At 65.2% G+C, this 19,050-nt stretch carries 17 protein-coding genes; 12 read left to right on the forward strand and 5 right to left on the reverse strand.

Features of this window, described 5'->3' with window-relative positions:
• Positions 1-27: 27 nt before the first annotated feature.
• From JQ624_RS16305 to JQ624_RS16320, 4 genes are read left to right on the forward strand one after another with little or no spacing between them, the layout of a single operon-like run.
• A complete protein-coding gene (locus tag JQ624_RS16305) occupies positions 28-939 on the forward strand; it encodes a fumarylacetoacetate hydrolase family protein (RefSeq protein ID WP_212419911.1) in 912 nt (303 codons plus the stop codon).
• A gap of 9 nt (positions 940-948) precedes the next feature.
• Entirely contained in the window at positions 949-1,596 is a 648-nt protein-coding gene (locus tag JQ624_RS16310) for a flavin reductase family protein (RefSeq protein ID WP_212419912.1), read from the forward strand.
• A 23-nt stretch (positions 1,597-1,619) separates the two neighbouring features.
• Entirely contained in the window at positions 1,620-2,711 is a 1,092-nt protein-coding gene (locus tag JQ624_RS16315) for an NAD/NADP octopine/nopaline dehydrogenase family protein (RefSeq protein WP_212419913.1), read from the forward strand.
• Positions 2,708-3,685: a 3-hydroxybutyryl-CoA dehydrogenase gene (locus JQ624_RS16320; protein WP_212419914.1), complete on the forward strand. Its 978-nt coding sequence runs from the start codon at positions 2,708-2,710 to the stop codon at positions 3,683-3,685. The genes JQ624_RS16315 and JQ624_RS16320 overlap by 4 nt, the downstream gene beginning before the upstream one ends.
• Before the next feature lie 21 nt (positions 3,686-3,706).
• On the opposite strand, the gene JQ624_RS16325 is transcribed toward JQ624_RS16320, so the two are convergent.
• Genes JQ624_RS16325 through JQ624_RS16340 form a run of 4 tightly spaced genes read right to left on the reverse strand, consistent with a single transcriptional unit; the run spans position 3,707 to position 8,413 of the window.
• Complete coding sequence (locus tag JQ624_RS16325) at positions 3,707-4,411, reverse strand: ABC transporter ATP-binding protein (RefSeq protein ID WP_249129860.1); 705 nt, start codon at positions 4,409-4,411, stop codon at positions 3,707-3,709.
• 5 nt (positions 4,412-4,416) lie between these two features.
• Complete coding sequence (locus JQ624_RS16330) at positions 4,417-6,186, reverse strand: ABC transporter permease subunit (RefSeq protein ID WP_212419916.1); 1,770 nt, start codon at positions 6,184-6,186, stop codon at positions 4,417-4,419.
• Positions 6,183-7,226, reverse strand: a complete 1,044-nt coding sequence (locus JQ624_RS16335; RefSeq protein ID WP_212419917.1) for a branched-chain amino acid ABC transporter permease — start codon at positions 7,224-7,226, stop codon at positions 6,183-6,185. Before JQ624_RS16335 ends, JQ624_RS16330 begins: the two co-directional genes overlap by 4 nt.
• Positions 7,227-7,264: 38 nt before the next feature.
• On the reverse strand, positions 7,265-8,413 hold the full coding sequence (locus tag JQ624_RS16340) for an ABC transporter substrate-binding protein (RefSeq protein WP_212419918.1): 1,149 nt from the start codon (positions 8,411-8,413) through the stop codon (positions 7,265-7,267).
• Positions 8,414-8,552: 139 nt separating this feature from the next.
• On the opposite strand from JQ624_RS16340, the gene JQ624_RS16345 reads away from it, so the two are divergent.
• The 7 genes from JQ624_RS16345 (at position 8,553) to JQ624_RS16375 (ending at position 15,553) form a co-directional block, all read left to right on the forward strand.
• The gene (locus tag JQ624_RS16345; protein ID WP_212419919.1) at positions 8,553-9,377 is read left to right on the forward strand and encodes an alpha/beta fold hydrolase; all 825 of its coding nucleotides are present in this window, start codon (positions 8,553-8,555) and stop codon (positions 9,375-9,377) included.
• Positions 9,378-9,871: 494 nt separating this feature from the next.
• Positions 9,872-10,672: an aspartate/glutamate racemase family protein gene (locus JQ624_RS16350; RefSeq protein WP_212419920.1), complete on the forward strand. Its 801-nt coding sequence runs from the start codon at positions 9,872-9,874 to the stop codon at positions 10,670-10,672.
• Positions 10,673-10,681: 9 nt separating this feature from the next.
• The gene (locus JQ624_RS16355) at positions 10,682-11,110 is read left to right on the forward strand and encodes an organic hydroperoxide resistance protein (protein ID WP_283816925.1); all 429 of its coding nucleotides are present in this window, start codon (positions 10,682-10,684) and stop codon (positions 11,108-11,110) included.
• 26 nt (positions 11,111-11,136) lie between these two features.
• Positions 11,137-12,315 carry a thiolase family protein gene (locus tag JQ624_RS16360; RefSeq protein ID WP_212419921.1) on the forward strand — a complete coding sequence of 393 codons (1,179 nt, stop codon included), beginning with the start codon at positions 11,137-11,139 and terminating at the stop codon, positions 12,313-12,315.
• Complete coding sequence (locus JQ624_RS16365) at positions 12,312-13,553, forward strand: SDR family NAD(P)-dependent oxidoreductase (protein WP_212419922.1); 1,242 nt, start codon at positions 12,312-12,314, stop codon at positions 13,551-13,553. Before JQ624_RS16360 ends, JQ624_RS16365 begins: the two co-directional genes overlap by 4 nt.
• Before the next feature lie 29 nt (positions 13,554-13,582).
• On the forward strand, positions 13,583-14,368 hold the full coding sequence (locus tag JQ624_RS16370) for a cyclase family protein (RefSeq protein ID WP_212419923.1): 786 nt from the start codon (positions 13,583-13,585) through the stop codon (positions 14,366-14,368).
• Positions 14,369-14,395: 27 nt separating this feature from the next.
• Positions 14,396-15,553 (forward strand): ABC transporter substrate-binding protein, encoded by a 1,158-nt coding sequence (locus JQ624_RS16375; RefSeq protein WP_212419924.1) that lies wholly within the window; start codon positions 14,396-14,398, stop codon positions 15,551-15,553.
• 23 nt (positions 15,554-15,576) lie between these two features.
• Here JQ624_RS16375 and JQ624_RS16380 read toward each other — a convergent pair whose 3' ends face one another.
• Complete coding sequence (locus JQ624_RS16380) at positions 15,577-17,199, reverse strand: AMP-binding protein (RefSeq protein ID WP_212419925.1); 1,623 nt, start codon at positions 17,197-17,199, stop codon at positions 15,577-15,579.
• Positions 17,200-17,371: 172 nt separating this feature from the next.
• On the opposite strand from JQ624_RS16380, the gene JQ624_RS16385 reads away from it, so the two are divergent.
• Positions 17,372-19,015: an ATP-dependent acyl-CoA ligase gene (locus tag JQ624_RS16385; RefSeq protein ID WP_212419926.1), complete on the forward strand. Its 1,644-nt coding sequence runs from the start codon at positions 17,372-17,374 to the stop codon at positions 19,013-19,015.
• Positions 19,016-19,050 lie beyond the last annotated feature (35 nt).

Raw genomic sequence — 19,050 nt, forward strand, 5'->3', positions numbered from 1 at the left:
AAAGCGCTACAGGAGGAGAGAAAAGCAGTGCGTCTCGGTACCTATCGCAGCACGGTTGAGGCTGCTGCCCGTCTTGGCGCGGTTGTCGACGATCTCGTCGTGGACGTCGAGCAAGCAGGCCGGCACGCCGGGGCTTCCCTTCCGTCGTCGATGCTCGATTTCATTGATCTCGGGCCGCCTGCCTTGGCCGCGCTCAAGAAGATATTGAATGAGGGCAAGGACAACTGGCCCGTGGGCGCCGCATTGCCGCTGGCGAATGTCAGGCTGCTGGCGCCGATCCCGCGTCCACGCAAGAACATTTTTGGCATCGGTCTCAATTATGTCGAGCACGTCGCAGAATCGTCGCGGGCGCTGGACACGGCAAAGGATCTGCCCAAGCAGCCCATCATCTTCTCGAAGCCACCGACCAGCGTCATCGGGCCCGACGAAGCCATCCACCACAACAAGGCGATCACGCAGCAGCTCGACTGGGAAGTCGAGCTTGCCGTCGTGATGGGACGAACCGCGCGGCGCGTTTCGGAAGCCGAAGCGCTCGGCTTCGTGTTCGGCTATAGCGTGATGATCGACATCAGCGCCCGCGACAATCGCCGCGCCGGCCAGTGGATCTATTCGAAGGGGCAGGACACCTACGCGCCGTTCGGGCCCTGCATCGTCACGGCGGACGAGATTACCGATCCGCACGCGCTCGATCTCTGGCTGACGGTGAACGGCGTCGAGAAGCAGCGCTCCAACACGCGCCATATGCTGTTCAAGGTGCCGCTCCTGATATCAGACATTTCAGCGGCGATGACGCTGGAGCCGGGAGACATCATCGCGACCGGCACGCCCGAGGGCGTCGGCGCCGGGCGCTCGCCGCAGGAATGGCTGTGGCCGGGCGATGTGGTGGAAGCGGAAGTCACGGGCATCGGCCGGCTGCGCCATCCGGTGGTAGCGATCTGAGGGGCCGGCATGATCTTCGACATGGAGACGCTGGAGGCGCAGAACCGCTACAAAATCCTGACGGCCACGGTAACGCCGCGGCCGATCGCCTGGATCACCACGCTCTCCGCGAGCGGCGTGATCAATGCTGCGCCTTTCAGCTTCTTCAACGTGATGGGGCATGAGCCGCCCACCGTCGCGATCGGGCTTCTGGCGGGCTCGGAGCGCTTCAAGGATACGGCGGCGAACATCCTCGATACCGGAGAATTCGTCGTCAACCTCGTTGGCGAAGCCAACGCCGAGGCCATGAATATCACCTGTATCGACGCGCCACCCGAGATCGACGAGCTGACGCTGGCCGGGCTGACGCCGGCTGCCTCGCAGGCGGTACGTCCGCCGCGCATCACGGAATCCCCGGTATCGTTCGAATGCCGGGTCCTCACTTCGCTCGTAACAGGGCCGCGGCAGACCGCCGTCATCGGCCGCGTGGTCCGCGCCCATGTGGATGATGCGGTGATCCTGGACAAGGAGCGCTGTCACATCGATACGCAGGCGCTGCGCCTGATCGCCCGGATGCACGGAAGCGGCTGGTATGCGCGCTCCACCGACCTGTTCCAGATCGATCGCCCGACCTGGGCGGCGTGGCAGGAAAAGAACGCCAAGGCGAAACCTGCGTAGTGGGATCTGAAGCGGAGGATATCTTGAAAATTGCAGTGTTGGGTGGGGGCAACGGTTCGTTCGCGGCCGCCGGCGATTTCGCCTTGGCCGGTCACGAAGTCCGGCTCTGGCGGCGTAATCCTGGAGATGTCGAGGCGCATCGCGCGCACGGCGGCACGATAACGGTCATCGATCGGTCGGGGCGACGTGAGGCTCGGCTTGCGATGGTTACGTCTTCGATCGCTGAGGCCATCGACGCGGCCGATCTCATTCTGTGTCCGGCACCGGCCTTCGCGCAGGCCGCGATCGCCGAGTTGGCCGCACCGCATTTGCGCGACGGTCAGGTGGTGTTTCTGCCGCCTGGAACGTTCGGCTCCTACATCTTCGCCAGGGCGGCAAAGGACGCGGGCAACCGCGCCGAGCTCGCAACCGCAGAGACTGGGACTTTGCCGTGGCTGGCGCGCAAGCAGGGCCCCTATGCGGTGCGCATCTCCGGCAGGGGTGCGCGGCTGCCGACCGGCGTGTTTCCATTACGCCTCGCCCCGCATGCGTTGGGCGTGATCGACCGCGCGTTTCCGAACGCCATCGAGCCATGCGGCGATGCGCTGTCGGGCGCGCTGATGAATGCCGGTCCGATCATCCATCCGCCGCTGATCACCATGAACGCCGGCCCGATCGAACATTTCGAGAAGTGGGACATCCATAAGGAGGGAACGCAGCCGGCGATACGCCGCGTGACGGACGCGCTCGATGCCGAACGCATCGCCATCCGCGAGGCGCTCGGCTATGGAGGGCCGCATTTTCCGCTCGCCGACCATTATTCGAAGGACGGCGAGCCTTGGATGTATGCGCGCGACGCGCATGACCAACTCACGGATTCCGGCGATTGGTCCGAACGCCTCATTCTCGTCGAGCACCGCTACATGCTGGAGGATTTGCGTCTTGGCCTGTCGTTCCTTACATCGGTGGCGGGCCTCGCAGGCGTGCAGACACCTCTCGTCAAGGCGTTTCTAGCAATCGGCTCCGCGATCACGGGCAGAGATTTCGCCGTGGAGGGTCGGACCTTGTCTTCGCTCGGCCTCGGAGATCTTGACCGGGCTGCCTTGCAAAATCATCTCGCCGAGGGTTTCCGATGAAGCCGGTCATCGGGTGTCTCGGTGCCGGACGAATGGGCCGCGGCATCGCGGTCGTCTTCGCATTCGCTGGCCACCAGGTGATCGTTGTCGACTTCAAGGAACGGGACGCGGCGGCATTTGAGGCGCTTGCGGTTGAGGCCAAAGCTGAAATTCGCTCGACACTCGAGATTCTCTCACGCATCGATCTGCTCCCGGCAGAACTTGTGCCCACAATCGCCGAGCGCATCACGATCGTGTCTCGGCAGGATGCGGGTGCGGCGCTGCCGCGCTGCGATGTCATCTTCGAGGGGATGCCGGAGATTCTCGCATTGAAGCAGGCCGCGCTGGCCGAAGCCTCGCAGCTCGCGGGCGAGGGTCCGATCATCGCCTCGACCACGTCGACGATTTTGGTCGACGATCTCGCGGGATCGATCGAGCATCCCGGCCGCTTCCTCAATGCGCACTGGCTCAATCCGGCCTATCTCGTGCCGCTGATCGAATTGTCTCCCGGGCGGCTTACCGCGCCGGAAGTGACAGTGCGGATGAAGGCGCTGCTCGAAGGCATCGGCAAGGTGCCGGTGGTCTGCGCAGCGCGTCCGGGCTTCATCGTTCCCAGAATTCAGGCGCTGGCGATGAACGAAGCCGCCCGCATGGTGGAGGAGGGGGTCGCTTCGGCCGAAGATATCGACAAGGCCGTCATTTATGGCTTCGGATTCCGCTTCGCGGTGTTGGGCCTGCTCGAATTCATCGACTGGGGCGGAGGCGATATCCTGCATCATGCCAGCCGCTATCTGGTCGAGGCGCTCGGCGACAGCCGTTACGCCGCGCCTGACATCATCGCGGCGAATATGCGCGAAGGACGCATCGGCATGAAGACCGGGCAAGGATTCATGAACTATGAAGGCGTCGACCAGGCCGCCTATCGCGAGCAGCGCCTTGCGGCCTTTGCCGCGGCACTGCGGGCCATGGGGCTCGCCCGCGAACCCGTCGCTTGATGCTTATCGCGCGCCGTCGCGTCAGTGGCCGCCCAGATAGGCTGCGATCAGTTTCGGGTCGTGGATCAGCGTGTCCGCCGGACCGGACTGGATGATCTCGCCGGTTTCCAGCACATAGCCGTAATCCGCGGTCTCGAGCGCAGCGCGGGCGTTCTGCTCGACGAGCAGGACCGAAACGCCGAGGCTCCGCAGCGAAGCGATGGTGCGGAAGATTTCGCGGACGATGAGCGGGGCGAGGCCGAGACTGGGTTCATCGAGGACGAGGAGTTTCGGCTTCGCCATCAGCGCGCGGCCGAGCGCCAGCATCTGCCGTTCGCCGCCCGATAGGGTGCCGGCGGCCTGCTTGCTGCGCTCCTTCAGCCGCGGGAAGCGGTCGAACACGTCGTCGAGGCTTTTGCGCGTCGTCGAGCGGTCGCGCAGGCTGTAGGTGCCGAGCAGCAGATTGTCGGCGACCGACATGTCGGCAAACAGCTCGCGCTTCTCGGGCACGAGGCAGAGGCCGCGTTCGACGCGGCCCTCGACATCGATTCGCGCCAGATCGGCGCCCTGAAAGATCATTCGCCCCGTAGACTTCAGCAGCCCAATCGCCGCCATCAGCAGCGTGGTCTTGCCGGCGCCGTTCGGGCCGATCACGGTCACGATCTGCCCCTGCTCGACAGACAGCGAGACGTTCCGCACCGCCTCGACCTTGCCGTAGGCGACTGACACATTCTCGATCGAGAACATCTGTGTCACGCGACACCTCCGAGATAGGCTTCCTGGACGCGGGCATCGCTGCGGATCGCCGCCGGCTCGCCCTCGCAGAGCTTTGAGCCGAAATCGAGCACGACGATGCGGTCGACCAGCGACATGACGAACTCCATGTCATGTTCGACGAGCAGGATCGTCAGGTGGTCCGCGCGCAGCGAGCGCAGCAGTTCGGCGAGCTTGAGCTTTTCCTGGCGGCGCAGGCCGGCCGCCGGCTCGTCGAGGACGAGCAGCGTCGGATCGGCGGCGAGCGCGCGGGCGATCTCGAGCACGCGCTGATTGCCGAGCGGCAAATTGCCGGCGAGCTCGAACGGCTTGTCGCCTAGCCCGACCCGTTCGAGCTGCCGCAGCGCCTCGTAGCGGGCGCTGGCCTCTTCCGCCTGGTTGAGGTGCAGGGCGCCGGCGAGCAGGCCGGTCTTGGTGCGCGAATAGGTGCCGAGCAGCACGTTGTCGAGCAGCGTCATGCGCGGGCGCAGCTTGACGTGCTGGAAGGTGCGGGAAATCCCGGCCCTGGCGATGTGGAATTGCTGGTCGCGGGTAATCGGGCGGCCCGCGAACGCGATCTCGCCGCTGTTGGCGCGCAGCGCCCCCGTGAGCAGGTTGAACATCGTGGTCTTGCCGGCGCCGTTCGGGCCGATCAGCCCGAGAATTTCGCCGGACCTGACCTCGAAGCTGACATTGTTGACGGCGACGAGACCGCCAAATCGCCGCTGCGCGTCGCTGACCTTAAGAAGGAGCGTGCCGGGCGCCGGCTGCTCGCGGCGCGGCAACTCTGTCGCCGCTTGCGGACGGGACTGCTTGAGCTCCGGTAGAAAACCTGCGAGGAACGGGACGATGCCCTGCCGGGCGCGTTGCAGGAACAGGATGAACAGCGCCGAGAACGCCACGATCTCGAGCTGGCCGGAGGCACCCTTCGCGATCAGCGGCAGGTAGTCCTGCACGGAATTCTTCAGGAGCGTGACGATCGCAGCACCAACCACGCCGCCCAAAATGCTCCCCGAGCCGCCGACCATCGCCATCATCAGATATTCGATGCCCATGCTGGCGTCGAACGGCCCGGGGCTGACGAAACGGCCGAGATGGGCATAGAGCCATCCGGACAGCGCGCCGAGGAACGCGGCGATGACGAACGTCACCAGCTTGATCTGGAACGCGCTGATGCCGAGGCTTTCGACCAGCGTATTGCCGCCGCGGAGCGCGCGCATCGCACGCCCGATGCGGGAGTCGAGCAGGTTGTAGCAGAGGAGGAGGATCGCCACGACGATGGCCCAGATCAGGAAATAGATCTGCCAGCTCTCTACCAAAGCGGCCGGGCCGATCGAGATCGGTGGAATGCCCGAGATGCCGTTATGTTGGCCGAGGCCGTCGATGTTGCCGAACAGGAACGCGATCGCCAGTCCCCAGGCGACCGTGCTCAGCGACAGGAAGTGGCCGCCCAGGCGCAGCGTCACGAAGCCCAGGATCGCGGCGATGCTGCAGGTGAGAACCACGGCCAGTACCAGTCCGAGCCAGGGCGAGTAGCCGTTCACCGCCGTAACCCACGCCGTTGCGTAAGCCGCGACGCCGACAAAGGCCGCCTGACCGAACGACACAATGCCGCCGACCCCGGTCAGCAGCGCCAGGCCGATGGCCGCAAGCGAGTAGATGCCGATGTAGTTCAGCAAGGTGATGCTGAACGGATTGAGCACGAAGGGCGCCGCCACGAGGCAGGCGATCGCCGCGACAATGATGAGACGGATCTGCTGCAGTGTCATTCCTCGACTTCCTCTTCGGAATGCTGCGAGGCGAGCGAACGCCAGAGCAGGACGGGGATCAGCAGCGAGAAGACGATGACGTCCTTCAAGGTGCTGCTCTCGAACGAAGCGAAGCTCTCGATAATGCCGACGCCGAACGCGCCAAGCGCAGCACCTGGATAGCTGGCCATGCCGCCGACGATAGCGCCGACGAAGGCTTTCAGGCCGAGCAGGAATCCGGAATCGTAGAAGATGGTGTTCACAGGCGCGATCAAGATGCCAGAGACTCCCGCCATCAGTGATCCCAAGAGATAGGCGATGGTGCCTGCGCGCGCGGGCCTGATTCCCATCAGCCGGGCGCCGGTCCGGTTCAGGGCAGTCGCGCGCAGCGCCTTGCCGACCAGCGTGAAGTCGAAGAACAGAAACAGCAGGCCGCTGAACACGAGGGCCGCCGCCAGGATCAATATCGTCTGTCCGGAAACGTGAACGCCCGCGATCTCCATCGCCATCGACGTCAGCGGTTCGGTCCGGACGCCTTCAGGACCGAAGAACAGCAAGCCAAGTCCGACCAGCGCGAAATGAAGCGCGACCGAGACCGTCAGCAACAACAGAACCGAGGCGTCCGCGATCGGGCGGAACACGATCCGGTCGAGGAGCGGCGAGATCGGCATGATCAAGAGCAGCGCCAGCACGATCCGGACCGGCATCGGCGGATTGAAACGCATCGTCAGCCAGACGATCCCGACGACAATCAAGGGCAACACGAGATAGCCGAGGACGGCCTTCGGCACCGCGCGAAGCTCGCCGGCGCGCGCCAGCGAGACGACTTCCATCGCGCTGGCCATGCAGGCCAGCACGACAACCAGCCCGACCGTTCCGGGAAGCTGCCTGGCGTCGAGCGCCGCCAGGGTGAGCGCCGTGAAGGCTGCGATGTCGCCGAACGGAATGAAGATCACCCGCGTCACGGTGAAGATCAGCACGGTGCCGATCGCGACCAGGGCGTAGACCGCCCCGGTCGCTATTCCGTCGATCGCAAGAATCGCTGCGATGTCTGCCGTCATGCCGTCGGCCGTCCTTCCGTGTTATGCCTCGGCTTCGCTCAGGGCTGGTAGGTCCAGGCGCCGTTGTTCAGGCGGACGATCACCAGCGCGCGCTCGTCCACGCCGTGGTAGGCGCCGGGCTTGAAGTTGTAGACCGCGTGCACGCCCGAGAGCTCCTTGGTGTTGAGGATCTCGTCGCGCAGGGCCTTGCGGAATTCGACGGTGCCGGGTTTCGCGGTCTTCAGCGCGCGCGCCGCGGCGGAGGTGAAGATCATCCAGCCGTCGAAGGAATAGGCCGAGAACCCGTCCGTGGTCGGGACATTGTTGGCCTTCAGGAAGGCGGCGCGGAAGTCGAGCGCGAGCTTCTTGGCGAAATGGTTGTCGGGAAGCTGTTCGGCCACGATGACCGGACCGGCGGAGACCTGAATGCCTTCCGCGGCCTTGCCGCCGACGCGCACGAAATCGGGATTGACCAGCGCGACCGTGCCGTAGGTCTTGCCCTTAAAGCCACGTTCGCCGAGCGCGAGCAGCGGCAGCGCGCCCTGCGTGCCCGATCCGCCGATCAGCACGGCATCCGGGCGCACGGCGAGAACCTTGAGGATCTGGCCTGTGACCGACGTATCGACACGCGCGTAGCGCTCGTTGGTCAGCACCTTGATGCCGTCCTCGGCTTCCACCGCCTTGGCGCCGTTGTAGACGAGATCGCCCCAGGCATCAGAGAAGCCGATATAGCCGATGTTCTTCATGGCATCGCGCTTCATGCGGTCGGCGACGACCTTGACCAGCAGGGAGGCGGGCTGCGGAACGGAAATGCCCCATTGATCCGCGGGGTTGGGCTGCCCGATCACCGGGGAGACGGCGATCATCGGCACCTTCAGTTCGGTCGCGACCGCCATCATCGCGATGGTCGAAGGCGCCGTTGCGGTGCCGATCAGCAGATCGACCTTCTCTTCTTCAATGAGCTTGCGCGCGTTGCGGGTCGCAGCGGAGGGATCGGAGCCGTCGTCGAGCTGAATCAGCTTGATCTTCTCGCCGTTGACCTCGTTCTTGTATTCCATGGCGGCCTGGATGCCGCGCCCGTACGGGATGCCGATCGAGGAGCCGGGTCCACTGAGCGACGTCACGAATCCGATCGTGATGTCGGCCTGTGCGGTCGAGGCCGCCACGAGGCTGCCGATGAGTGCAGTCAAACTCAACATCTTGCGCATTGCATTCCCCTTGGTTGAAAACAGCCGCGACCTGAGCGAAATGTCAGCATGGATCGAGGTCGGACCAGCACGATCGATGCCGCAGTTGTTGCCGAAAGCCGGCGCGGGCCTGGTCCCCGCATCCGGATGGAGTTGTGAAATGAGCGCCACCAGAGCCGGTTCCAACGTCGAGCGCCGCTTCGTTACGACGCCTCTTGGCCGCATCCACGTCGCGATGGCGGGAACCGGCTTTCCCGTCCTCCTGCTGCATCAGACGCCGCGCTCGTGGAACGAGTACCGCGATGTGCTGCCGCTGCTCGGCCGCGATTTCCGCGCGATCGCGATGGATACGCTCGGCTTCGGGGATTCCGATGCCTCTGCCGGCGAGCCCTCGATTGAACTGTGGGCGCAAGGCGCGTTCGCGCTGCTCGATGCGCTGGAAGAACCGCGCGCCGCGATCGTGGGCCATCATACCGGCGCGGTGATCGCGGTCGAAATGGCCGCTTCGGCCCCTGCGCGCGTGAGCGCGCTGATACTCTCGGCCTGTCCTTTCGTCGATGCGGCGCGCCGCGCCAAACACCACGGCATGCGCGTCATCGACGATGTGGAAGCGCGTACCGACGGCGCCCATCTTACCGAGCTCTGGGCGCGCCGGCAGCCATTCTATCCCGCTGATGATATCGATCTGCTGCAGCGCTTCATGATCGACGCCCTGCGAGCCGGCGAGATGGCGGCGGAAGGCCACCGGGTGGTGAATCGCTATCGGATGGAGGACCGTCTGGGGCAGATCCACTGTCCCACGCTGGTCATTGCTCCGACGGGCGATCCGCACGTTCATCCGGTGGCTCCGAAGGTCGCTGGAGCTATCGAAGGCAGCATCTTGCGCGAGCTCTCAGGAGGCATGGTGCCGCTTCCCGATCAGATGCCGGAGGCTTTCGCCGGCCTCGTCGGCGACTTCATTGCCGCTCAGAGATCCGGAAACTGAAACGCCCCGCTCAACCGCGGCGAATGGGAATTCGCCCGCAGCGCCTGCCGTTCCGAGGTTGATGATCTCAGCCACGAGTGATGAGCCTTTATCAACGCAACTACCAATGCGACGTGCGCCCGCCCAGGCGCCCCGCTGCCTGCCAATTGTTTAAAGCCTAAAGTATTTCTCGACCGAAGGTCAATACGCCAACTTCGTGCCCCGCGGAAAAAGTTTGCGGCGGCGCGTGCGGGCGCGAAGGCTGAATTCGCCTGTGCAAAAGGGTGAGGCGCTACCTGCCTGTCCTTTCGGCACTCGATCTTGTCGCGCGCGGAAAGCATCGGCACGCGGTTCAATTGACGCCAAAATTATTTTGTGGTTGAAATATTTCGGTCGATGGAATGGCGCTGTGCTACGGCGCGCTTTCGCAGCGACCGGCATGTGTGTGTCGTCAGCCCACTCAGGCTGCGGCGGTTCGAGGACCGGCACGCGCGCCCGTGAACAGGATATCTGCTGTGCGCATCTTCTGGCAGAGCTTCGTCGACCAGGCTACGAGCGCGCCCTACATGGCGCGGCTTGCGGCCTATCTGAACGAGATCGCGGCGCCCGGCACCAGCGTTCATGTTGAAGGCATTACGCCTGCCGATCGCGACTTCGGTCGTCTGAGCGAATTCCGTTGCGCGATCCAGGCGGTCGACAATGGGCTTGCGGCGCAGGAGCGCGGCTTCGACGCCTATGTCATGGGCCACTTCCAGGATCCGGGACTATACGAACTGCGCTCGGCGCTCACGATTCCGGTGGTCGGGACCGGCGAGGCGACGCTGCTTGCGGCTTCTCAGCTTGGGCGGCGGCTCGGCCTTGTCACGCTCGATGCCGCTTTCGAGGTCTGGCACTACGAGCAGGCCGATCGCTACGGGCTTTCCGGCCGCGTGGTGCACGTCACCGGGATGGGCTGCCGTCCGGAGGATTTCAACGCGGCGTTCGCGGGCGATGCGGCGGCGAAAGCGCGCATGCTGACCGACTTCGCGGCCTGCGCGCAGCCGCTGGTCGATCGCGGCGCTGATGTTATCATTCCGGCCGGCGTGTTGCCCGGTCTCCTCATTGCGAGCGAGCACGGTTTCAAGATTGGTCATGCGCCCGTGGTCAACTGTGCGGCGGTTGCGCTGAAGAGCGCGGAGATGTGGGTGCAGTTGCAGCGCCTCAACGGCACTGAGCCGAGCCGGGGGCCGAGCTTCGCGCTGGCCAACGACTGCGCCCGCCAGGATTTCCGCGCCACCGTGGCGCGCACGCGACCCGACAAACCAAAGAGCCCTTGAGGACAAGACATGCTGCAGCCTGACAAGATCCTGTATGAAGCCGAAGTGACGGCGACCGGCGGGCGCGACGGCAAGGCCGCGAGCGACGACGGATTGTTGTCGGTGTCGCTGTCGCTGCCGAAATCACTGGGCGGGCCGGGCGGACCGGGAACCAACCCGGAGCAGCTTTTTGCCGCCGGCTATGCCGCGTGTTTCCTCGGCGCGGTGAAACTCGTCGCGCGCACCCGCAAGATCACGCCGTCGGCGGAACCGACCGTCATCGCCAAGGTTGGCATGGGGCCGGTCGCGGTCGGCTACGCGCTCACCGTCGAGCTCAAGGTGCTGCTGCCTGGACTGGAGAAATCCGTCGCCGAGGAAGTCGTTGCCGGCGCGCACGAGCGCTGCCCTTATTCCAACGCAACGCGCGGCAATATCGACGTCAAACTGACCGTGCTCTGAACGGCTCACAGGAACCCGGCAGTCCCATGCAGAACTCCATCCGAACACCTTATGACCGGGTCGTGATGGCGGTTCCGGTGACGATTCCCTATGTGCGCTACTCGATCGAGAGCGCGCAGTGGTGGATCGGCCGCGCGCTGAAGGCGCTGGTGGATGGTGCTGGCATCACGCCGCGCGATATCGACGGGTTCTGTGTTTCGAGTTTTACGGCCGGCCTCGATAGCGGGATCAGCCTTACCCAGCATTTCGGCCTGTGCGTGCGATGGATCGACACCATTCCGCTCGGGGGAGCGAGTGCGATTGCCGCGCTCCGCCGCGCCGCGCGGGCGGTGCAGGCGGGCGACGCCCGCATCGTGGCCTGCGTGGCGGGTGATACCAACCACGTCGATTCCTTTCGCTACACGCTGGAAAATTTCTCGCGCTTCAACCAGGATGCCGTCTATCCCTACGGCGCCGGCGGCGCCAATGCGAGCTTCGCGCTGATCGCGCGCAACTACATGCGCACGTTCGGCGCGCGGCGCGAGGATTTCGGCAAGATCGCAGTTGCCCAACGCAGCAACGCGTTGCGTAACCCCGACGCTTTGATGAAAGCGCCGCTGACCCTCGAGCAATACATGTCGGCGCGGCCGATCGCCGACCCGATTCATCTGTTCGACTGCGTGATGCCGTGCGCCGGCGCGGAGGCTTTCCTGGTGATGAGCGAGGATGTCGCAGCGTCCCTGAAGCGGCCTGCCGCCAAAATTCTCTCAACGATCGAGCGCCACAATGCGTTCGGCGACGATCCCGTTCAGGTGCGGGGCGGATGGGCTGTTGATGTCGACGAGCTCTACGCGATGGCCGGCGTCAAGCCGGATGATCTCGATTTCGTCCAGACCTATGACGACTATCCCGTCATCTCGATGATGCAGTTCGAGGATCTCGGCTTCTGCCGGAAGGGCGAGGGGCCGGACTTCGTGCGGCAGCATGATCTCACGATCGACGGTACTTTCCCGCACAACACCTCCGGCGGCCAGCTCTCGGTCGGGCAGGCCGGCGCGGGCGGCGCCTATCTCGGGGTGGTCGAGGCGCTGCGCCAGGTGCTCGGGCAGGCCGGCCCGACGCAGGTTAGGGATGCGCGCATCGGGTTGGCGTCGGGCTTCGGAATGATCAACTATGATCGCGGCCTCGCTTCGGGTGCGGCGATCCTCGCGGGGCCGGGCTCATGATCGAACCGATCGTAAGACCGCGCCGGAAGAATCCGCTGCTGCGGACACGGCTGCCGACGTCGCCGCCGCACGCGCGAAGCCGCGCGTCGCACGGTTTTACGCGCGCCGCCGCCGAAGGGCGCTTCATGCTGCAGCGCTGTGGCGCGTGCGGGACGTTCTGCTATCCGGCGCGCGATGCCTGCCCCGAGTGTCTTTCCGCCGACCTCGTCTTCGCGGACGCGCCGCGGCGTGGCACGCTGCTGTCCGAAACCACGCTGCACATCCCGGCCGACGTGCATTTCCGCGAGCGCGCGCCATGGCGCATCGGGCTGGTTGCCATGGAATGCGGACCGAGGCTGGTGACGCACCTGCATGCCGATTGCGAAGAGGGGCGGCCGGTCGTGATGTCGTTTCAACTGGACAAAAGCGGGCAGGCGGTAGCCTTCGCGCATCCCGAACGGGAGACCCCGAACATGGCGGACGACAGGCAGTGGCGTGAGATGACGGCCGATCCGAAATTCCGGCGCGTGCTGGTGACGAACGGGCGGAGCATCGTCGGGCAGGAGATGGTGGCCGCGCTGAAGGCGGCGGGCGCGTCGATCGTGTTTGTCGGCATCGCCGAGCCATGGAAGCCGTTCCGCGGCGAGGATGTGTTGCGGGCTCTCGAGGGCGTCGAGATCGTGCCGCTCGATATCGGCGATGAGAAATCGGTTGCCGATCTGGCGGCTGATATCGGCGGCAAGGTCGATATCCTGGTCAACACCGCCGAGCACGTCCGCTCTGGCGGGCTGCTCGATCGCCAGGGCACCAGCGTCGTGCGCGACGAGATCGACCAGAGCTATCTCGGCTTCGTGCATCTGGCGCAGGCGTTCGGCCCGGCGATGCGGATGCGGGGCGCCGATGGCGTCAACAGCGCCGTCGCCTGGGTCAATATCCTGTCGGTCTATGCGCTGGCGAACTGGCCGGTGTTCGGCGCGTATTCGGCGTCGCAGGCCGCTTGTCTCTCATTGTCGCACTGTCTGCGGGCGGAGCTTCGCCCCGGCGGCGTCAAGGTGGTGAATGTGTTTACGGGGCCGCTCGATGTCGAATGGTTCCAGACGGTGCCGCCGCCGAAGGTCGCGCCCCGCGCGGTTGCGACCGCGATCGTGTCGGCGCTCAAGCGCGGGCTTGAAGATGTGTTCGTGGGCGACGTCGCCGAAGACATTCGCCAGCGCCTGGCGGCCAATCCAAAGGCGGTCGAGCGTGAGCTCGGGGCGTAGGCGGGCTTGTTGAAAACGGGAGAAGCGCAATGGACAGCAATGGTCTTATGCAATTTGCCGGCGCGGTTGCATCCGGTGCGGTACGCGTCGTCGATCTGACGTTTACGCTCAGCCCGGACTTCCCGGTCATCGTGCTGCCGCCGGAATTCGGACAGGCCGCGCCCGTGCGCATCCAGCGGATTTCGCATTACGACGCGGCCGGCCCTGCCTGGTACTGGAACAACCTGACCTTCGGCGAGCATACCGGCACGCATTTCGATGCGCCGATCCACTGGTTCACCGGCAAGGACCTGCCGAACAACGCGGTCGACACGCTCCCGGTGCGCGACATGATCGCGCCGGCCTGTGTGATCGATTGTTCGGCGCAAGCCGCAAAGGATGCGGATTTCCTTTTGACGATCCCGGTCGTTGAAGCCTGGGAAAAAAGCCACGGACGGATTCCGGAACGGCACTGGGTGTTGCTGCGCACCGACTGGTCGAAGAAGGGCTGGCGCGACTACGCCAATCTGAAGGACGACGGCGCGCACACGCCCGGGCCGGACGCCGCCGTGATGCGCTGGCTGGTCGAGGAGCGTGGCGTCATCGGCTTCGGCACCGAGACGATCGGGACGGATGCCGGCCAGGCCGGCCATCTCGAGCCGCCCTATCCGGCGCACCATTTCCTGCACGGCAGCGGACGCTACGGCCTGCAATGCCTGTGCAATCTCGACCAGCTGCCGCCGACTGGAGCTGTGATCGTGGCCGCGCCGCTCAAGATCCAGAACGGCTCCGGCAGTCCGCTGCGCGTCCTTGCGCTGGTACCAGGCCAAGGTTGAACCCATTCGTCCACATCGAGTGACATCATGAAAAACAAAAAGACTTTGTTGATCGGCGCAGCCCTCCTGCTCGGCTCCATGGCGCCGGCGCGTGCTGAAATTCTCGTCGGTTTCGTCACCGGCCTGAGCGGGCCGGTGTCCTCTATCGGCGTGCCGAATGCCAAGGGGCTGGCCGCGGGCCAGGCCTATGTCGGCGAGATCGACGGCGAGAAAGTACGCGTCATCCAGCTCGACGACGGCTCGGACCCGGCCGCATCGACGCGCAATGCCCGCAAGCTCGTCGAGCAGGAACGGGTCGACTTCCTGATCGGCACGTCTGGCGCGCCGCAGACGCTGGCGATGGCCACCGCGGCCATCGAGATGAAGGTGCCGATGGTGGCGGTCTCGCCGATCGCGCCGGTGGCGGCCGGAGAGGGCGGGCCGTGGGTGGTGCAAACGCCACAGCCGACGCCGCTTCTGGTTCAGGGCGTCGTCGATCACATGAAGACCCGCAACGTGAAGACGGTGGCATTCATCGGCTTCTCCGACGCTTTTGGCGACCTGATGTACAACTCGCTGCTGCAAGCTGCTGAGAAGGCCGACATCAAGGTGATCGCGAACGAACGCTATGCGCGCTCTGACAACTCGGTCACCGCGCAGGTGCTGCGCGCGATTTCCGCGCGCCCCGATGCGATCATGCTGGGCGGCACCGGAACCCCCGGCGCGCTGCCTGTGATCGCGCTGGCCGAGCGCGGCTACAAGGGTCCGCTCTACGGCAATCACGGCATGATCAGCGCAGACTTCCTGCGGCTCGCCGGCAAGTCGGCCGAGGGCATCATCTGCCCGACCGGGCCGGTGACGGCAGCCGAGCAGCTTCCCGAGAGCAATCCGATCCGCAAGGTCGCGCTCGCATTCCGCGCGGCCTATGAGAAGGCCAATGGCGAGGCGCCGGCCGATGCGTTTTCACCCTATGCGTTCGATGGCTGGCTGGTGTTCATGGACGCCGCCAAACGCGCAAAGGCGACGGGCGCTGTGCCCGGCACGCCGGCTTTCCGCAACGCGCTGCGCGAGTCGCTGTTCACGACCAAGGATGTCGTCGGCGCGCACGGCATCTACACCTATACCCCGGCGGACCGCCACGGCGTCGACAGCCGCGCGCGGATCCTGGTGCAGATCGAAAACGGGAAATACAAGCTGCTGCCGTGACGGCAGCAGCCGGTGTCCGCGGCTCAGACGTGGCGCAGCTTCGCCTTCAGCGCACGCATGTCGATCGCGCGGTTGGCACTAACGGCCGCAGCCGCGAGCGTCTTTATCTCGCCCCGGGCGAGCTTGCGCGTCGACGACAGCGGCAATTCGTCGACGATCGCGACGTAGCCGGGCACCTTGTGATAGGCGAGGCGCTCGGCGCAGGTCTTGACGATCGAGGCCGCGAGGGCGTCTGCGTCGTCGATCTCAGCATTCGGCACGATGAAGGCGAAAACCTCCTCGCCGCGGATGTCGTCGGGAACGGGCGTCACCGCGCAGCCGCCGATGCGGGTGTCCATGTAGAGCGCGCTTTCGACCTCGAGCACGCCGATGTTCTCGCCGCTGCGCCGCACGATGGTCTTTTTGCGATCGAAGAAATACATCAAGCCGTCTTCGTCGGCGAAGACGAGGTCTCCGGTGTGGAACCAGCCGCCTTGCCAGGCCGCCTCGGTGGCTTCCTCGTCCTTCAGATAGCCGCTGAAGAAGCCGGCGCGGGCGTCGTCGCCTTTGGCGCGGACCAGCAATTCGCCGGGTTTCCCAGGCGCGACGTCGGCGCCCTGATCGTCAACGAGGCGATACTCCATGCCTTCCGACGGCCGGCCGACGCAGCGCGCGCCAAAGCCTGCCGGTTCGCGCGCGGTGGTGGTGGCCGCAGCACCACCGGTCTCGGTCATCGCCCAAGCCTCGACGATCGGGATGCGGTAGCGTTCCTCAAAGGTGGCGCGGTGGCGGACATCCACGCCGGGCGCGAAGGCGAAGCGCACGCGATGCTGCCGTTCCACCTCGGTCACCGGCAGTTGCAGCAGAATGGCCGGGATGACGCCGAGACAGTGCACGACGGTTGCGCCGCTGTCGGCCACGCATTGCCACCAGCGGTTGGCGTGAAAGCGGTCGAGCGGCACCACGGCGCCGCCGAGCACCATCATGCCGACCGCGCTGCAGCCGAGCGCGTTCATGTGAAACATCGGCAACGGCGTCAGGTTGATCTCGCGGTCCGGCTCCAGTTCGGCCACGCCGCCCTGTGCGAGATACCAGTCGGCGACCTGAAGGAAGTAGCGGTTGGAAAGCAAGCAGCCCTTTGGCTTGCCGGTGCTGCCTGAGGTGAACAGCAGCGCGCATTCGCCATTGAACTCGGCATCCTGGGCGACGATGTCGGTCTGGCACGGAGGAATGCGGCTGTCGGTATCGATCAGGCGGGCGCGCCCGAGCGCCGCTCCCTTCGTCACCTGCATGCGATCTGATGCCGCCACCAGGAGATCCGCCTGCGACAACTCAAGCTGGAAGGACAGTTCATCGGGGCGGACGTCCGGGTTGATCGGAACGATCGAAACCCCGAGCGCATTGAGCGCGAGCCAATGCAGAAAGAAGACGGGGCGATTTTCGAGCAGCAATGCAACCCGCGCCCCGCGTCCATAGCCGGCGGCTGCGTATTTCGCGCGCAGCCGGTCAACCTCGGTCTTGAACGCCCCGTACTCGATCTTGAAGCCTTCCGGCGCGTAGGGCAGTCCCGCGCTTGCAGGCGCCAGCAGGAATGGCGCGTCCGGCCGCCTTGCGGCCGCGGCCGCGAAAGCATCGGATGGCGATCGATAGGGAGTGTCGAGGCTCATTGCGGACGTCGCTCCTGTTGGTGGGCTGCGGCCACCTCCAGGGACGGCAGCCGGAACCCGCACGCAGCCCTTGCTGCGGCGGCAGCATTCGTGAATACTTTAAACCTAAACTATCTCGCCGGCCAAGTGCGATCTGTTGCAGACCAGCCCGGCAAAGCCTTAGGAGGCGCGTGTGCAGGCAGGTGATAGCGGCGCGGCTAGGCAGCGGTCGGGTGCGCCGATCTGGTCGCAGGCGGTTGAGCGCTTCCCGCCGGCGGACCGGGTTCTCTCGACCATCCTGACGCGCCAGGCCGCCCGATATCGTGATCGCACGTTATTCGTCTTCGGCGAAATACGGTGGAGCTATGCCGAAACGGCTGCGATCGCCGCCGCATCCGCGGCCCGCCTGATGCGCGCCGGAATTCAGGCCGGCGACCGCGTCGCCCTGATGTGCTCGAACCGGCCGGAATTTTTGGAAGTCTATCTCGGCTGCGCCTGGATGGGCGCCGTGACCGTGCCGATCAACACCGCGCTGCGCGGCATCCAGCTCAGCCACATCCTGCGCAACTCCACGCCGAAACTGCTGGTGATCGAGGCAGGCTTTATGCCGGCGATCGAAACGCTGGAAAGCGACGTCGCGCTGCCGGACCTTATCTGGACGATCGGCGATAGCGCCGCGTCTTCGGTCACGCCAGGATCGATCTCGCCGCTGCCCGCGCTCGGCGAGGGAGCTTCGCCGGCGCCGGTGCGGCCGGACGACACAGTTGCGATCCTCTATACGTCGGGCACTACGGGTCCTTCCAAGGGTGTCTGCTGCCCGCAGGCGCAGATGTTCTGGTGGGGCGTCTACTCGGCGCGCGCGCTCGACATCCGCGAGGGCGATGTGCTGTTCACGACACTGCCGCTGTTCCACACCAATGCGCTGAACGCATTCTATCAGGCACTCCTGAACGGCTGCACCTACGCGCTCGAGCCGAAATTCTCCGCCTCCGGTTTCTGGGCCGCGGCGCGACGGCACCAAGCGACGGTCGGCTATCTCCTCGGCGCGATGGCCGTGATGCTGCTGGCGCAGCCGAAATCCGCCGACGACACCGCCCATTTCCTGCGGGTCGCGCTCGGCGGCGGCGTCCCCGGTCAATTTCACGGGCCGTTTCTCGAACGCTTCGGCGTGCCGCTGCTCGACGGCTACGGTTCGACCGAAACGAATTTCGTGTTCGCAAGCTCCATCCCGTCCGATCGTCCCGGCACGATGGGCTATCTCGTCGAGGGCGTGGAGGCCTGCATCGGCGGTCCCGATGACGCGCCTCTGCCTGATGGAGAGGCGGGCGAATTGCTGCTTCGTTCGCGCGAGCCGCTCGCATTCTCGACTGGTTATTTTGGAATGCCGGACAAGACGGCCGAAGCGTGGCGAAATCTCTGGTTTCACACCGGCGATAGGGTCGTGCGCGAGGCGGACGGCCACTACCGCTTCGTCGACCGGATGAAGGATTCGATCCGCCGCCGCGGCGAGAATGTTTCATCCTGGGAGGTGGAGCAGGTGTTGCTGAAGCATCCGGCAATCGCTACCTGCGCCATCTATCCGCTGCCGTCCGAACTCGGCGAGGACGAAGTCGCGGCGGCCGTCCAGCTTGAACCCGGTCACGCGCTGGAGCCGATCGATGTCGTCAGGCATTGCGAGGGCAAGATGGCTTATTTCGCGGTGCCGCGCTTTGTCCGGATCGTCACCGAAATGCCGCTGACCGAGAACGGCAAGATCCGAAAGATCACGCTGCGCGAAGCCGGAAAAACTCCCGACACCTGGGATCGCGAAGCGGCGGGATACAGACTGCGCCGCTAGATTTTTGATTTGACGCGTTTTCTTGACGCGAACCG

It is taken from the genome of Bradyrhizobium sp. AUGA SZCCT0283, from assembly GCF_018130385.1.
GTDB lineage: Bacteria > Pseudomonadota > Alphaproteobacteria > Rhizobiales > Xanthobacteraceae > Bradyrhizobium.

Excerpts from the sequence above, each read along its gene's own strand:
- JQ624_RS16375 (WP_212419924.1), top strand. The coding sequence starts at position 14,396 with ATGAAAAACAAAAAGACTTTGTTGATCGGCGCAGCCCTCCTGCTCGGC.
- JQ624_RS16320 (WP_212419914.1), top strand. The coding sequence starts at position 2,708 with ATGAAGCCGGTCATCGGGTGTCTCGGTGCCGGACGAATGGGCCGCGGC.
- JQ624_RS16380 (WP_212419925.1), bottom strand. The coding sequence starts at position 17,199 with ATGAGCCTCGACACTCCCTATCGATCGCCATCCGATGCTTTCGCGGCC.
- JQ624_RS16340 (WP_212419918.1), bottom strand. The coding sequence starts at position 8,413 with ATGCGCAAGATGTTGAGTTTGACTGCACTCATCGGCAGCCTCGTGGCG.
- JQ624_RS16345 (WP_212419919.1), top strand. The coding sequence starts at position 8,553 with ATGAGCGCCACCAGAGCCGGTTCCAACGTCGAGCGCCGCTTCGTTACG.
- JQ624_RS16310 (WP_212419912.1), top strand. The coding sequence starts at position 949 with ATGATCTTCGACATGGAGACGCTGGAGGCGCAGAACCGCTACAAAATC.
- JQ624_RS16325 (WP_249129860.1), bottom strand. The coding sequence starts at position 4,411 with ATGTTCTCGATCGAGAATGTGTCAGTCGCCTACGGCAAGGTCGAGGCG.
- JQ624_RS16365 (WP_212419922.1), top strand. The coding sequence starts at position 12,312 with ATGATCGAACCGATCGTAAGACCGCGCCGGAAGAATCCGCTGCTGCGG.
- JQ624_RS16370 (WP_212419923.1), top strand. The coding sequence starts at position 13,583 with ATGGACAGCAATGGTCTTATGCAATTTGCCGGCGCGGTTGCATCCGGT.
- JQ624_RS16335 (WP_212419917.1), bottom strand. The coding sequence starts at position 7,226 with ATGACGGCAGACATCGCAGCGATTCTTGCGATCGACGGAATAGCGACC.
- JQ624_RS16355 (WP_283816925.1), top strand. The coding sequence starts at position 10,682 with ATGCTGCAGCCTGACAAGATCCTGTATGAAGCCGAAGTGACGGCGACC.
- JQ624_RS16360 (WP_212419921.1), top strand. The coding sequence starts at position 11,137 with ATGCAGAACTCCATCCGAACACCTTATGACCGGGTCGTGATGGCGGTT.
- JQ624_RS16330 (WP_212419916.1), bottom strand. The coding sequence starts at position 6,186 with ATGACACTGCAGCAGATCCGTCTCATCATTGTCGCGGCGATCGCCTGC.